General features: G+C 69.9%; 13 protein-coding genes. 7 read left to right on the forward strand and 6 right to left on the reverse strand.

Annotation, left to right across the window (positions count from 1 at the left end; translation table 11 throughout):
* Nucleotides 1-5 precede the first annotated feature (5 nt).
* From R2B38_RS12080 to leuA, 3 genes are all read right to left on the reverse strand, one after another.
* Nucleotides 6-1,199, reverse strand: coding sequence for a sialidase family protein (locus R2B38_RS12080; RefSeq protein ID WP_318016239.1), 1,194 nt, complete (start codon nt 1,197-1,199; stop codon nt 6-8).
* Between the two features lie 313 nt (nt 1,200-1,512).
* Nucleotides 1,513-2,217 carry a TerB family tellurite resistance protein gene (locus tag R2B38_RS12085; RefSeq protein ID WP_033285974.1) on the reverse strand — a complete coding sequence of 235 codons (705 nt, stop codon included), beginning with the start codon at nt 2,215-2,217 and terminating at the stop codon, nt 1,513-1,515.
* Between the two features lie 196 nt (nt 2,218-2,413).
* Nucleotides 2,414-4,147, reverse strand: a complete 1,734-nt coding sequence (gene leuA / locus R2B38_RS12090; RefSeq protein WP_318016240.1) for a 2-isopropylmalate synthase — start codon at nt 4,145-4,147, stop codon at nt 2,414-2,416.
* A 302-nt stretch (nt 4,148-4,449) separates the two neighbouring features.
* Between leuA and R2B38_RS12095 the strand changes: the two genes are divergently transcribed.
* From R2B38_RS12095 to R2B38_RS12110, 4 genes are read left to right on the forward strand one after another with little or no spacing between them, the layout of a single operon-like run.
* Nucleotides 4,450-5,517, forward strand: a complete 1,068-nt coding sequence (locus R2B38_RS12095) for a M4 family metallopeptidase (protein WP_318016241.1) — start codon at nt 4,450-4,452, stop codon at nt 5,515-5,517.
* A 35-nt stretch (nt 5,518-5,552) separates the two neighbouring features.
* Nucleotides 5,553-5,819: a protealysin inhibitor emfourin gene (locus R2B38_RS12100; protein ID WP_318016242.1), complete on the forward strand. Its 267-nt coding sequence runs from the start codon at nt 5,553-5,555 to the stop codon at nt 5,817-5,819.
* Between the two features lie 46 nt (nt 5,820-5,865).
* The gene (locus tag R2B38_RS12105) at nt 5,866-7,191 is read left to right on the forward strand and encodes a GH1 family beta-glucosidase (protein ID WP_318016243.1); all 1,326 of its coding nucleotides are present in this window, start codon (nt 5,866-5,868) and stop codon (nt 7,189-7,191) included.
* A 17-nt stretch (nt 7,192-7,208) separates the two neighbouring features.
* Nucleotides 7,209-8,483 (forward strand): MFS transporter, encoded by a 1,275-nt coding sequence (locus tag R2B38_RS12110; protein ID WP_318016244.1) that lies wholly within the window; start codon nt 7,209-7,211, stop codon nt 8,481-8,483.
* Between the two features lie 6 nt (nt 8,484-8,489).
* Here the strand turns inward: R2B38_RS12110 and R2B38_RS12115 are convergent, their stop codons facing one another.
* Entirely contained in the window at nt 8,490-9,344 is an 855-nt protein-coding gene (locus tag R2B38_RS12115) for an NAD-dependent epimerase/dehydratase family protein (RefSeq protein WP_318016245.1), read from the reverse strand.
* A 119-nt stretch (nt 9,345-9,463) separates the two neighbouring features.
* On the opposite strand from R2B38_RS12115, the gene R2B38_RS12120 reads away from it, so the two are divergent.
* A complete protein-coding gene (locus R2B38_RS12120) occupies nt 9,464-10,315 on the forward strand; it encodes a helix-turn-helix transcriptional regulator (protein WP_318016246.1) in 852 nt (283 codons plus the stop codon).
* A 168-nt stretch (nt 10,316-10,483) separates the two neighbouring features.
* Here the strand turns inward: R2B38_RS12120 and era are convergent, their stop codons facing one another.
* Entirely contained in the window at nt 10,484-11,452 is a 969-nt protein-coding gene (gene era / locus R2B38_RS12125) for a GTPase Era (RefSeq protein WP_266768517.1), read from the reverse strand.
* A 165-nt stretch (nt 11,453-11,617) separates the two neighbouring features.
* Between era and R2B38_RS12130 the strand changes: the two genes are divergently transcribed.
* Together R2B38_RS12130 and R2B38_RS12135 are read left to right on the forward strand one after the other, a co-directional pair.
* Nucleotides 11,618-12,955, forward strand: coding sequence for an ammonium transporter (locus R2B38_RS12130; protein WP_318016247.1), 1,338 nt, complete (start codon nt 11,618-11,620; stop codon nt 12,953-12,955).
* A complete protein-coding gene (locus tag R2B38_RS12135) occupies nt 12,952-13,290 on the forward strand; it encodes a P-II family nitrogen regulator (RefSeq protein ID WP_033285968.1) in 339 nt (112 codons plus the stop codon). The genes R2B38_RS12130 and R2B38_RS12135 overlap by 4 nt, the downstream gene beginning before the upstream one ends.
* On the opposite strand, the gene R2B38_RS12140 is transcribed toward R2B38_RS12135, so the two are convergent.
* Nucleotides 13,184-14,209 (reverse strand): WxL protein peptidoglycan domain-containing protein, encoded by a 1,026-nt coding sequence (locus R2B38_RS12140; protein ID WP_318016248.1) that lies wholly within the window; start codon nt 14,207-14,209, stop codon nt 13,184-13,186. The genes R2B38_RS12135 and R2B38_RS12140 overlap by 107 nt on opposite strands.
* Between the last annotated feature and the right edge of the window lie 16 nt (nt 14,210-14,225).

Consider the following 14,225-nt stretch of genomic DNA (forward strand, 5'->3'; position numbering starts at 1 on the left):
GGTCGTCAGCTGCCGCTCAGGGTGGTCCTCAGCAATCGCCGAAACTCGATCGTGTCGTACGCACTGGTCGCCCCAGTCTCATAAAGCACCCCGACGGTGTCCCCACCCACAGCCACCAGATCCGAATACCCCGCCCACTCCCCCGACAACGTGACCGCCTTCACGAAACTCCCCCCGCCATCCGAACTCCGCCAAACCGCCATCCCCTGCCGTGCGTTGGGAACAGACGGCGCCGAGAACAACAACGGAGCCCCCTCGCCCGGCAGTTGGAGAACACTCCCCTCCACCACAGGCACGTCGTCCAGCGTGGGCTGGACCGCGTAGGGCCGGTCGAGACTCACGCCCCCGTCGCTGGAGTACGTGTCGAGCCGATTCCCCGCGCTCGTCCCCAGCTGGTCCCGCGAGCTGAAGTACAGCCGCCCGTCGGGGAGTTCGGCCGCGGACGACTCGTTCGCGTTGTCGACCCCGTCGTACGTGGCGTCCACGAACCCCACCCGCCACGTCTCACCCCCGTCGTCGCTGTACAGGTCGTGCCCGCCGTAGTACTTCGCCTCCTGGCCGGTGTCGGTGGACCCGGCGGCCGGCGCGGCGGAGTGGTTGGCCGGGATGACCAGGCGCCCCGCATGCGCGCCCCGCGTCAGCGCGACCGCGTGACCGGGCCCCGTCGCGTACCACCGCCAACTCGGCGGCTTCACCTCCCCGGTGATGTCCCGAGGAGCGGTGAAGGTACGGCCGTCGTCCCAGCTGCGCTGCACGAACACCCGGCGACTCTGTTCCGCCGTGACCTCGCCCCGCATGATCTGGCCCTCGGTGACGGCGCCGCTGTTGTAGGAGGTGACGAGCACGATCGCGCCGGTGCGCGGGTCGACTACGGGGGCAGGGTTGCCCCGGGTGTCCCCGTCCCCCGCGGCCACCACCGCCAACGGGCCCCACGTGCAGCCGCCGTCGGTGGAGCGCCGGAGGACGACGTCGATGTGGCCGGTGTCGCCCGCGCTGTTGTGGCGTCCCTCGGCGAAGGCGAGGACGGTGCCCTGGCCGGTGACGACGGTTGCCGGGATGCGGTAGGTGTCGTAGCCGCCGTCCCCGGAGACGTACGGCACGGACGACGTGCAGCCGGAGCGCGCGGAGGCGTTCGCGGCGAAGGTGATCGGGGCAACCAGTACTGCTGCTACGAGAAGCGTGCGGCTCAGGATGGTCATCGCTCTCCCTTACGGAGGTCGCCCTCGCGGGACGACGCCGACCTGTCCGTCACAGCCTCCCCGGAGTCACCGGCCCGGACGCGCGCCCCACGACGCGCACGCCACTGGCACCACCTGTCCCGGCCACCACGCCCCAACTCGCCCATGACACGCCTGACGTGCGTCTTTCACAGCGATCACCCGACGTTCCCGTGCGGCGAGCCACGCGGCAGGGCACGCGGCGGACCGCATCGGGGAGTTCGGCCGGACGAGTGCCGGAGGAGTGCCGGACGAGTGTCCGTGCCGAGGGAGGAAGGCCGGGGAGCGGGTCCGCCTACGACGGCGTACGCGCCGCCGCCAGCAGCCGTGTCACGTCGTCCGAGCAGATGGTGAGCGCCGCGCCCACCGTCGCGAGGGCGTCGCGTTCCGCCGGGGTGTAGGGGCCATCCGCGAGGGCGATGCGGGCGCCCTGGAGGAGGATCGATTCGCGGCCGGCGGGGGCGAGGTGCGGGGCCAGGGGATCCAGCGCCTCGTGGAGTTCTATGGCGAGGCCCGCTCCGCTGGGTTCACCGAAGACGCGGCCCGTGTCGGCGGCCAGCGCCTCGACGAGGGCGCCGAGCTGTTCCTCCGTGCACTCCTGGAAGCCGGCGGCCCGCACGGTGCCCGCGGCGGCCTCCAGGGACGTACGGGCGCAGCTGCCGCCCGCCGCGAGGACCGCGAGGGCGACCGTGTGGACGGCGTCGCGGAGCATGGCGGAGAAGCGGCTCGTGGTGGGGTGGTCGAGGACGTCGGTGCCGTAGTGGCCTTGGCAGGCCGCGCACTCGACGACCGGACCGGTGTCGCCGCGCGGCAGCACCGGCATGCCGAGCAGGGTGAAGCGGCGGCGCCCGGTGAGCCGCTGGTAGTTGCGGTCGCCCCCGCATCCTGGGCAGAAGAACTCGCCGTCCCCGACGCTGGTCCACGCGGTACGGATGCCCAGCACGCGCGCCGCTCGGCCCTCATGGACCACTCGGCCGTCTCGTCCCCGTTCAGGCAGCACGTCGCACCTCCGTAACGCCGCGGCAACATCGCCGCGCTGGCGTGATGTTAGCCACATTGTCGAGCCGGAGTCAGTACCCCGGACGAGACCTCTCCGTGACCTGCACACGGATTGGCCGGGAAACGACGGGGCCCCGGCCGCCGGAGACCGGCGTACGGGGCCCTTGAGCGACGGGTAAACCGCCGGTCAGGATGGTTCAGCGGGTAGCGCGGTTGACGGCCGAGACGACCGCCTTCAGGGACGCACGTGTCGTATTCGCGTCAATGCCGATTCCCCACAGGATCTTGTCGTCGATCGCGCATTCGATGTACGAGGCGGCCTGCGCGGAGGCTCCCTCGCTCATCGTGTGCTCCTGGTAGTCCAGGAGCCGTACGTCGATGCCGACGGAGCCCAGGGCGTCGAAGAACGCGGAGATCGGGCCGTTGCCGGAACCGGTCAGGACGGTGTCGACGCCGTCGACGGTGGCCTCCACCTTGAGCGTGTCCACGCCGTCGGTGTCGGTGGTCGACTGGCCGTTCTTCACCTGGATACGGCCCCAGGCGTTGTCCGGGTTCGGCAGGTACTCGTCCTCGAAGGTCGCCCAGATCTGCTTCGGGGTGACCTCGCCGCCCTCGGCGTCCGTCTTGGCCTGAATGAGCTTGGAGAACTCGATCTGCATCCGGCGCGGCAGGTCCAGCTTGTGGTCGTTCTTCAGGACGTACGCGATACCGCCCTTGCCCGACTGCGAGTTGACCCGGATGACGGCCTCGTAGGAACGGCCGACGTCCTTCGGGTCGATCGGCAGGTACGGGACCGCCCACTCGATGTCGTCGACCGTGACACCCTTGGCGGCCGCGTCGGCCTCCATCGCGTCGAAGCCCTTCTTGATGGCGTCCTGGTGGGAGCCGGAGAAGGACGTGTAGACCAGGTCGCCCACGTACGGGTGGCGCGGGTGGACCTCCATCTGGTTGCAGTACTCCCACGTACGACGGATCTCGTCGATGTTCGAGAAGTCGATCTGCGGGTCGACGCCCTGGGAGAAGAGGTTCATGCCCAGGGTGACCAGGTCGACGTTGCCGGTGCGCTCGCCCTGTCCGAACAGGCAGCCCTCGACGCGGTCGGCACCGGCCATCAGCGCCAGCTCGGCGGCGGCGACGGCCGTACCGCGGTCGTTGTGCGGGTGGATCGACAGCACCACGTGCTCGCGGCGGGACAGGTGGCGGCCCATCCACTCGAAGCGGTCCGCGTGGGTCGAGGGGGTCGAACGCTCAACGGTGGCAGGCAGGTTGAGGATGATCTCGCGGTCCGGGCCGGGCTGCCAGACGTCCATGACCGCCTCGCAGACCTCCAGCGCGAAGTCCAGCTCGGTGTCCGTGAAGATCTCGGGGCTGTACTGGTAGCCGAACTCGGTCTCGGGGCCCAGCAGTACGTCGGCGTACTTCATCACCAGGCGGGTGCCGTCGACGGCGATCTGCTTGATGTCGTCCTTGGAACCGCGGAAGACCACGCGGCGGAAGACGGGCGCGGTCGCGTTGTAGAGGTGCAGGGTCGCGCGCCTGGCGCCCTTCAGGGACTCCACGGTGCGCTCGATCAGGTCCTCGCGGGCCTGCGTCAGCACGGAGATCGTGACGTCGTCCGGGATCGCGCCCTCTTCCTCGATGATCGAGCGCACGAAGTCGAAGTCGGTCTGGCCGGAGGCCGGGAAGCCGACCTCGATCTCCTTGTAGCCCATCTTGACCAGCAGGTCGAACATCGCGCGCTTGCGCGCCGGTGACATGGGGTCGATCAGGGCCTGGTTGCCGTCGCGCAGGTCCGTGGAGAGCCAGCGGGGGGCTGTGGTGATCCGCTGCTGGGGCCAGGTGCGGTCGGGGATGTCGACCTGCTCGTACTGGCCGTACTTGTGGATCGGCATGGAACTGGGCTGCTGGCGATTGACGCGGCTGCTTGCCATGATGCGGGGGCTCCTCGTGGTGTCCTGAAGGACGGCCGACGGCGCAACGCCAGACTCCGCGGGGAGGGGGTCGGCCTACGACTACAGGCCCTCGCCGCGGCAGCTAAGGAGAAGCAGCCCGATACGCATGATGTTCAGCAGACTAGCCGAGACGTACGCCGTGCGGGGGGCCGTATCACTATGCGGGATATTCGCCGTCGTATACCACTCTCCGCTACGAGACTGTGATGAATGTCCGCGTTTTCCACCAATCATGGTTGCCGGTAGTGACATCCGCATCACTCAGTGCCAAGGTGCCGACCATGACGACTCACGGGGGCTTCGAGCCCGTCTTCTGCACGATCGTCCCACCGCATGTCCTCGACAAGCTCGCCCAGCACGAGGACCCCGCGCTCGCCGGTCCCGCCCGCGAGACCCTGGAGCGCGACGCCTATGAGCGCACCCACCGCCGGCTGACCACGGTCATCGGCGCCCCGTCGATCGCCGCGCCGGTCGCGTCCGACAAGCCGCAGCGCACGATCTACGACGCTAAGCACAAGCAGGACCTGCCGGGGAAGAAGGTGCGCGCCGAGGGCTCCGACCCCGGCAAGGACGCCACCGTCAACCGCGCCTTCGCCGGGCTCGGCGCCACCTTCGAGCTGTACCTCAACGCCTTCAACCGGCACTCCATCGACGGCCAGGGCCTGCCGCTCAACGCGTCCGTCCACTACGACGTGAAGTACGACAACGCGTTCTGGAACGGCGAGCAGATGGTGTTCGGCGACGGCGACGGCGAGCTGTTCCTCGACTTCACCATCCCGGTCGACGTCATCGGCCACGAACTCACCCACGGCGTCACGCAGTACACCGCGAACCTGACCTACTTCGGCCAGTCCGGCGCCCTGAACGAGTCGATCTCGGACGTCTTCGGCTCGCTCATCAAGCAGTACACGCTCGGCCAGACCGCCGCCGACGCCGACTGGCTGATCGGCGCGGGCCTGCTCGCCCCGCGCGTCTCGGGCGTCGCCCTGCGCTCCATGAAGGCCCCGGGCACGGCCTACGACGACGACGCCCTCGGCAAGGACCCGCAGCCCGCGACGATGGACGACTTCGTCAACACCGGCAGCGACAACGGCGGCGTGCACATCAACTCCGGCATCCCCAACCACGCCTTCTACCTGGTCGCCGACGCGATCGGCGGGCACGCCTGGGAGAAGGCGGGCCAGATCTGGTACGACGTCCTGACCGGCGGCGAGCTGAAGAAGGACGCCCTGTTCGCGGACTTCGCGAAGCTCACGGTGGCCGCCGCGAAGACCCGGTTCGGGGACGGCGGCGAGGAGTTGCAGGCCGTGACGAAGGCATGGGAGCAGGTCGGGGTGCCGACGTCGTAGTCGCGCCGGGCCCGTATCCGTACTAGACAGGGCACATGCGTATTCAGGTACGGCGCACGGGTGGTTTCGGCGGTATCCAGCGCCGCGGCGAGGTCGACACCTCGACGCGGCCCGACGCCCACGAGTGGCACGCGCTGGCCGAGCAGGCGGTAGCCGCCGGTCAGCGCACGCCTGAACCGGGGGTCCCGGACGGCTTCCACTACGAGATCACCGTGGACGGGAAGACCGTGTACACAGCCGACCCCCGGCTTACGGAAGAGCAACGGACCCTGATCTCAAGGGTGTTGAAAGAGGGGGCGTAACTGCTTGTTCACGCCCGCCCGTTGACACCCGTTACCGCCGGTACCGATGATCCGGCGCATGGCGATTGATGCAGGCAACCCGATACCTCGGTTCCCGGCCGGATTCCTCTGGGGCGTCTCGACTTCGGCCCATCAGATCGAGGGCGCTGCGGACGCACGCGAACCGTCCGTCTGGGACCGGTTCGAGGCCGAGCCGGGCCGGATCAAGGACGGCTCGACGGCGGCGGTGGCCTGCGACCACTACCACCGCCACCGCGAGGACGTGGCCCTCCTGGCCGACCTGGGCGTGGACGCGTACCGCTTCTCGATCTCCTGGCCGCGGGTGAACTCCCCCGGCGGCCTCGACTTCTACGACCGCCTCGTCGACGACCTGTGCGCGGCGGGCGTACGCCCGGTCCCGACCCTGTTCCACTGGGATCTCCCGGTGACGCGGGACTGGTTGGACCGGGACACGGCCGCCCACTTCGCGGAGTACGTGTCGGTGGTGGCGGAGAGGCTGGGCGACCGGGTGAAGAAGTGGATCACCCTCAACGAGCCTGCGGAACACACCCTGTTGGGCCACGCACTGGGCGCCCACGCCCCCGGCAAGACGCTCCTGTTCGACGCGCTCCCGGTCGCCCACCACCAACTCCTGGCCCACGGGCTGGCGGTACGGGCCCTGCGCGCGGCCGGAGCGACCGACATCGGGATCGCCAACTCCCACGGCCCGACCTGGCCGGCGTCCCAGGAACCGGAGGACGTCGAGGCGGCGAACTTCTACGACCTCCTCCTCAACCGCCTGTTCGCAGACCCCCTCCTGCTCGGTGAATACCCCTCCGGACTGGGCGAGTTGATGCCGGGCGACGTCGAGTCCGACCTGAAGGTGATCGCCGAGCCGATCGACTGGTACGGGATCAACTACTACGCGCCGAGCCGGGTCGGGGCACCCCAGGGCGCGGAGATCGAGTTCGGCGGCCTGACGCTCCCCGCCGAACTCCCCTTCTCGGTACGGGAGATCGAGGGTGTCCCGGTGACGGACTTCGGCTGGCCGGTGGTCCCCGAGGGCCTCACCGAACTCCTCACCACCTTCCGCGACCGCTACGGCGACCGCCTCCCGCCCGTCGTCATCACCGAGAACGGCTGCTCCTACGACGGCATCGACGACCAGGACCGGATCGCCTACCTCGACGGCCATGTCCGGGCGCTGCACGGGGCGTTGGAGGCGGGCGTGGACGTACGTGGCTACTTCGTGTGGTCGCTCCTCGACAACTTCGAGTGGGCGGAGGGCTACGAGCGCCGCTTCGGCCTCGTACACGTGGACTACGACACACTGGCGCGCACTCCGAAGGCGTCGTACGGCTGGTTCCAGGGCATGCTGCGGGCGCAGAGATGACGACGACGGGGAGTTCAGTGGACGACGGCAACCCGGCTCCCGCCACGGCCACTTCGGCGCTCGCCCTGGCCGAACCCGTCGAACGCGTGGGCCGGGGCTGGACGTCCGCGCTCTCGCTCGCCAACGGGGCGATCTGGGTGGGCTGGTACGGCCCCCTGCAGATCCTGCTGGCCTCGCAGGCCAAGGACTTCGCGCCGGGCACCGGCATGTCGAAGGAGTCGATGCTGGCGTGGGTGACGGGCGCGGGCGCGCTGGTGTCCCTGGTCGCCAATCCGCTCTTCGGCGCGCTGTCCGACCGTACGACGGCGCGGTGGGGCCGCCGTACGCCGTGGATCGTGGGCGGGGCGGCGGGCGGGGCGCTGTCGTTGCTGCTGCTCGCGGGTGCGGGCGGGGTCTGGATGATGGCGCTGGGCTGGTGTCTGGTCCAACTCACCCTGAACGCGGCCTTCGCGGCGGTCACGGCGGCCGTCCCCGACCGCGTCCCGCGCCTCCAACGGGGTTCTGTGGGCGGCTGGTTGGGTGCCGCGCAGATCCTGGGCGTGGTGGGCGGTACGGGGCTGGCGACGGCGGCCGGGGGCATCGGGGCGGGCTATGTCGCGTGTGCGGTGTTCACGGCGGTGGGCGTGCTGCCGTACGTGCTCCGCTACAAGGATCTCCAACTCCCGCCCACGGAACGCCCGGTGTGGTCCTGGCCGGGCTTCGTGCGGGGCTTCTGGCTGAGCCCGCGCCGCTATCCCGACCTGGGCTGGGCGTGGCTGACCCGCTTCCTGATCAACCTGAGCAACGCGCTGGTGCTGCTGTATCTGCTGTATTACCTGCGTGACCGCCTGCACTACCACGACCCCGACCAGGGCGTCCTGATCCTGACGGCGGTGAACGGCCTGACCCTCCTGGCCACGGTCGTGGTCGGCGGGGTCTGGTCGGACCGCGTCGGCCGCCGCAAGGCGTTCGTGATCTGGTCCGGCGTGCTGATGGCGGTGGCGACGGCGGTCCTCGCGGGCTGGCAGACCTGGCCGGGTGCGATCACCGCGGCGGCGGTCCTGGGCATCGGCTTCGGCGTCTTCACGTCGGTCGACTTCGCCCTGATGACGGACGTCCTCCCCAAGGCCCTGGACCGCGGCAAGGACCTCGGAGTCATCAACGTGGCGAACGCGTTGCCGCAGGTGGCGGCGCCTGCGCTGGCGGCGCCGATCGTCACGTATCTGGGCGGGTACCGGGTGCTGTATCTGGTGTCCGCGGTGATCGGGATGGCGGGGGCGTTGTTGGTGCGGCGGATTCGGGGGGTGGACTGAGGTGGGTCAGAGCACGCCCGCGTCCCGTGCCGACCAGGCCGTCGGGAACAGCGGGCGGTAGCCCAGCTCGCGGCGGATGCGCTCGGTGGACATGATGCCCAACCACGGGTCGGGGTCGGTGTGTTCGTGGAGTTCGGCGGGGATCTCGACGCCGTTGAGCAGGTGGAGTTCGACCGCGGTGACCGGGGCGTCGTCGGCGATGTTGTAGATCCGGCCGGCGATTCCGGGGGTGTGGAGGATGCGGAGGAGGCCCTGGGCGACGTCCGCGTGGTGGCCCATGTGGAGGCGTTGGTTCGAGGCCCAATGTGCCGCCCACTGGAGGGAGTTGGCGAGGTGGGGGTCGCCCTCGCCGTAGACGAAGGGGAGTCGGGCGACTCGTACGTCCATGTCGTCGAGCGCGAGGAGTTCCCGTTCCGCCGTCGCCTTCGCGTCGGGGTAGGCGCCCCACATACGGCCGCCGGGGCGGCTCTCGTCCTCCTCGGTCACGGGGCGGCCCCGCCCGGTGCCGTACACGAGCCCCGTGCTGACCTGGACGAAGCGCCGTACGCCGGAGGTCAGGGCGGCGTGGCCGAGGGCTACCGCCGCTTCGTGGTTGACGGCCCAGGCCTCCTCGTCCGGTACGCCGCGGAAGGACGCGGCGACGTTCACGACCGCGTCGACGCCGGAAACCGCCTTGCCGAGGGCGTCCTCGTCGCGCAGATCGCCGAGTACGACCTCCGCGCCCAGGTCGGCGAAGCGCTCGGCGCGGGCCGCGTCCCGTACCAGCACCCGCACCCGCTCGTCCGGCCTCGACTGCGCCAGCAGCCTCGGTACGAAGCGGCGTCCGACCTGGCCTGTCGAGCCTGTCACCAGTGTCAACATGTTGTGCTCCTCTCGTCTCCGACCAGCTTTGGGCAGGCGGGCCGGTACCGGGAGAGACCTTCCGATCAGGGGATCGGCACTCCCTGGATAAGCCGGGCGGACTGCCGCACCCTGGAAGCGTGAACCGAGCCGAACTCGCCGACTTCCTGCGCCGCGGCCGGGCCCGCCTGGACCCCGCCGACGTGGGCCTCACGTCCGGCCCCCGCCGCCGTACGCCCGGGCTGCGCCGCGAGGAGGTGGCCCAGCTGACCGGTATGTCCGTGGACTACTACACGCGCCTGGAACAGGCCCGCGGGCCGCACCCGTCCCGCCAGATGCTGACGGCGCTGGCGCGGGCGCTACGGCTCACGGAGGACGAGCGCGACCACCTGTTCCACCTGACGGGCGAGGAGCCGCCGCGCCGGGGCGCCTCCGGGCACCTTCAGCCGGGCCTCCTGCTGGTCCTGGACCGGCTGCACGACACCCCGGCGCACGTGTCGAGCGACTGCGGCGAGATGATCGCCCAGAACGCGATGTCGCGGGCGCTGACGGGCGACGTGTTCGCCCGCCCGCCCCAGGACCGCAACCTGCTCCGCCGTTTCTTCCTGAACCCGACGGCACGGGAGATGTTCCCCCCGGAGGACGTCCCGGACCACGCGCGCTCCCACGTGGCGAACCTGCGCGCGGTGGCCGCGGCCCGCCCCGACGACCCCGAGCCGGCCGCGCTGGTGGCCGAACTCCGGTCGTCCAGCGAGGAGTTCGCGAGGCTGTGGGAGGAACACGAGGTGGCGGTACGGCGCCAGTCCACGAAGCGGTTCCGCCACCCCCTGGTAGGCCTCATGGAGCTGGACTGCGAAATCCTCCTGAACCAGGACGCCCACCACCTCCTGATCATCCACACGGCCCGCCCCGGCACGGAGTCGTACGAACGCCTGCAACTACTGAGGGTGATCGGCCTCCAGGACATGACCCCAGTCCACCATCGGCCCTGAAGGGGCCTCGTCCTCAAACGCCGGACGAGCTGAAAGATCAAGCTCCGGCCGGCGACAATTCAGCCCCTCCGGCGTTTGAGGAGCGGGGCCTGGGGCGGAGCCCCAGAAGGATGGGACGGGTAGGGGCGGCGGGGGCGAGAAAAGGTCGCAGAACCCCCAACTACCCCCCTAGAACCCCAACTTCCGCAACTGCCGAGGATCCCGCTGCCAATCCTTCGCGACCTTCACATGCAGGTCGAGAAAGACCGGCGTACCGAGCAACGCCTCGATCTGCTTACGCGACTTGATACCGACCTGCTTCAGCCGCGCGCCCTTCGGCCCGATGATGATGCCCTTCTGGCTGGGCCGCTCGATGTAGACGAAGGCGTGGATGTCGAGGAGCGGCTTGTCGGCGGGCCGGTCCTCGCGAGGCAGCATCTCCTCGACCACGACGGCGATGGAGTGCGGCAGTTCGTCCCGAACCCCCTCCAGCGCGGCCTCCCGGATCAACTCCGCGATCATGACCTGCTCGGGCTCATCGGTGAGGTCACCCTCGGGGTAGAGGGCCGGCCCCTCCGGCAGCAGCGGAATCAGCAGATCGGCCAGCAGATCCACCTGCTGGTCCGCGACCGCCGACACCGGCACGATCTCCGCCCACTCGAACCCCAGCTCCTTGCCCAGCTGGTCGATGGCGATCAGCTGCTCGGCAAGCGTCTTGGAGTCGACCAGGTCGGTCTTCGTGACGATCGCGATCTTCGGCGTCTTCTTGATGGACGCGAGTTCCTTGGCGATGAAACGGTCACCCGGGCCGAGCTTCTCGTTCGCCGGGAGGCAGAAACCGATGACGTCGACCTCGGCCCACGTCGTACGGACGATGTCGTTCAGCCGCTGCCCGAGCAGCGTGCGCGGCTTGTGCAGCCCAGGCGTGTCCACCAGGATCAGCTGCGCGTCCGGCCGGTGGACGATGCCGCGCACCGTGTGCCGCGTGGTCTGCGGCTGGTTGGCGGTGATCGCCACCTTCTGGCCGACCAGAGCATTCGTAAGGGTGGACTTGCCCGCGTTGGGGCGGCCCACGAAGCAGGCGAAGCCGGCGCGGTGGGGAGCCTCCGACGACGCGGACGGCTTGGATGACGGGGTACGAACGCTCATGGCGCCCATTGTCCCTGATCCACAAGCTCCCGCCGCACAACAGTCCACCCGTGCCCACCACGGTGAGCTTTCGGAAACCCCGCCGCAATGAAACGTCATGGAAACACCCCTGTGCACAACCGGAAACCCGAGCCGGTGACCCTCTGACGAGCCCCCACACCGTTGGAGACGACCGTGCCCCTCTCCGTCAGCGAAGCCGCCGAAGCCGCAGCACACGTAGACACCGGCGACACCGCCTGGCTGCTCGCCGCCACCGCCCTCGTCCTGCTGATGACCCCTGGCCTGGCCCTCTTCTACGGCGGCATGGTCCGCACGAAGAGCGTCCTCAACATGCTGATGATGAGTTTCGTGTCGATCGCCCTGGTCACGGTGGTGTGGCTGGCCGCAGGTTATTCGCTCGCGTTCGGCGACGACATCGGCGGCGGACTCATCGGCGGCCTGAAGAACGCCGGCATGGCCAACCTGGGCCCCGACAGCGTCCACGGCACCGTCCCCACCCTCCTCTTCGCCACCTTCCAGCTCACCTTCGCGATCATCACGGCCGCGCTGATCAGCGGCGCGGTCGCGGACCGGGTCCGGTTCGGGGCGTGGCTGGTCTTCGTACCCGTCTGGGCGCTCCTCGTATACGTTCCCGTCGCGCACTGGGTCTGGGGCCCGGGCGGCTGGATCGCGGCGCACCTCGGCGCCCTCGACTTCGCCGGCGGCCTCCCCGTGGAGATCACGTCCGGCGCCTCGGGCCTGGCCCTGTGCCTGGTGGTCGGCCCGCGCCTCGGCTTCAAGAAAGACGCCATGCGCCCGCACAACCTCCCCATGGTGATGCTGGGCGCGGGCCTCCTCTGGTTCGGCTGGTTCGGCTTCAACGCCGGTTCCGCGCTCGGCGCCAACGGCCTCGCCGCCGCGGCCTTCCTCAACACCCTCACCGCCGGCTGCACCGGCCTCCTCGGCTGGCTCTTCGTGGAGCAGAAGCGCGACGGCCACCCCACCACCCTGGGCGCGGCCTCGGGCGCGGTCGCCGGCCTGGTCGCGATCACCCCGTCCTGCGGCTCGGTCTCCCTCCTCGGCGCGCTGGTCGTCGGCCTGGCCGCCGGTGCCGTCTGCTCGTACGCGGTCGGCTGGAAGTTCAGGCTGAACTACGACGACTCCCTCGACGTCGTCGGTGTCCACCTGGTCGGCGGCGTCATCGGCACCCTCCTGATCGGCGTCTTCGCGACCACCGAGCTGACCGGCGACACCGACGGCCTCCTCTACGGCGGGGGGCTCGCCCAGCTCGGCAAACAGCTGGTGGCCGTGGTCGCAGTAGGGGCGTACGCGTTCCTCGTGACGTACGGGATCGGCAAGCTGCTCGACCGGCTGATGGGCCTGCGCGCGAGTGAGGAGCAGGAGCAGACGGGTCTCGACCTTACGGTGCACGCCGAGACCGCATACGATCACGGCGTCCTGGGCCACGGAGCCCCGGTCGGCACATCCCTCACCTCCGCCTCCTCCGCTCAGAAGGTCAGCACCCAGGCATGAAGCTCATCACCGCGATCGTCAAGCCGTACCGCCTCGACGAGGTCAAGACGGCGCTCCAGGAGCTCGGCGTGCACGGCCTGACCGTCACCGAGGCCAGCGGCTACGGCCGGCAGCGCGGTCACACCGAGGTGTACCGCGGCGCCGAGTACCGCGTCGACCTCGTCCCGAAGGTACGGATCGAGGTCGTCGTCGACGACGCGGACTCGGACGCCGTGATCGACGCGGTCGTCAAGGCCGCGCAGACGGGGAAGATCGGGGACGGGAAGGTGTGGTCGATCCCGGTCGAGACGGTCGTACGGGTTCGGACGGGCGAACGCGGCCCCGACGCGCTCTGACCGCCAGCACTCCCCCGACGAACCCGACCGCGAGCAGCAGCGCCGCCGCGAGCCACGGCAGCGCGAAGAACGACGCGCTCGCCGACTGCTTCGTGCCCGGCGCGCTCGCGGTCAACGTGATGTCGCCCCAGTCGAGTTGGGGCGACCCCTTCCACGGCTCACTCAGCTTCACGCTCTGCCCCGGCAGCAACTCGGCCGGAATTCTGGTCAGTCCGCGTGTCAGCAACGTACGGCCGAACAACCCCTGCGCCTTGAGCGTCACCTTCGGATCGAGGGTGACGTTCCCGGTGTTGTGCAGCGTGTAGGAGATCGTCGCGTCGCTGTCCCCCAACCCCGGTACCAGTGGCTGGTGATGGGACACGTGGACGTGCTCGACGGCGAGTGCGGGCAGCGTCGGTCCGCTCACCCGGAGGTAGACGCGGGCGCCGACGGCCCGCTGCACGCCGAGCGCGAGGGAGCCGTCCCCCTTGTCGACGCGTTCGTCGAGGGCGACCAACGCGCCCGGGTGGTCGCCCGGTTCGGCGCCTTCGGGCACGTGGAGGGTGAACGGAACGGTAACTGTCTTGTGGGCGGGCACAGTTACCCGCGACTTGGCGGGCTTGGCCCAGGCCCCCACCCCGCGCATCGTCTCCGTCACGGTCCGCACGGCGAACCCGCCGTCACGCGCGGTGTTGTAGGCGTCGGCCGCGTACAGCCGGAAAGTCAGCGGCTTCGCCGTCTTGTTGGCGACGACCACCTTGTCCTGGATGGTCTGGCCGGGGTCGGCGGAGAGGTAGAAGTAGGGCCGCGCGGCGACCTGCGAGGCGGCCGGGTAGACGGACCAACTGCCGTTGTCCGCCGCGTAGGTGGAGGGTGCGGCGAGCATCCCGAAGCAGAGGCCGAGGCAGAGGCTCAGGAGGAGGACGTACAGCTTGCGCATGGGTGCGGACCCCCAC

This window comes from Streptomyces sp. N50, from assembly GCF_033335955.1.
Classification (GTDB): domain Bacteria; phylum Actinomycetota; class Actinomycetes; order Streptomycetales; family Streptomycetaceae; genus Streptomyces.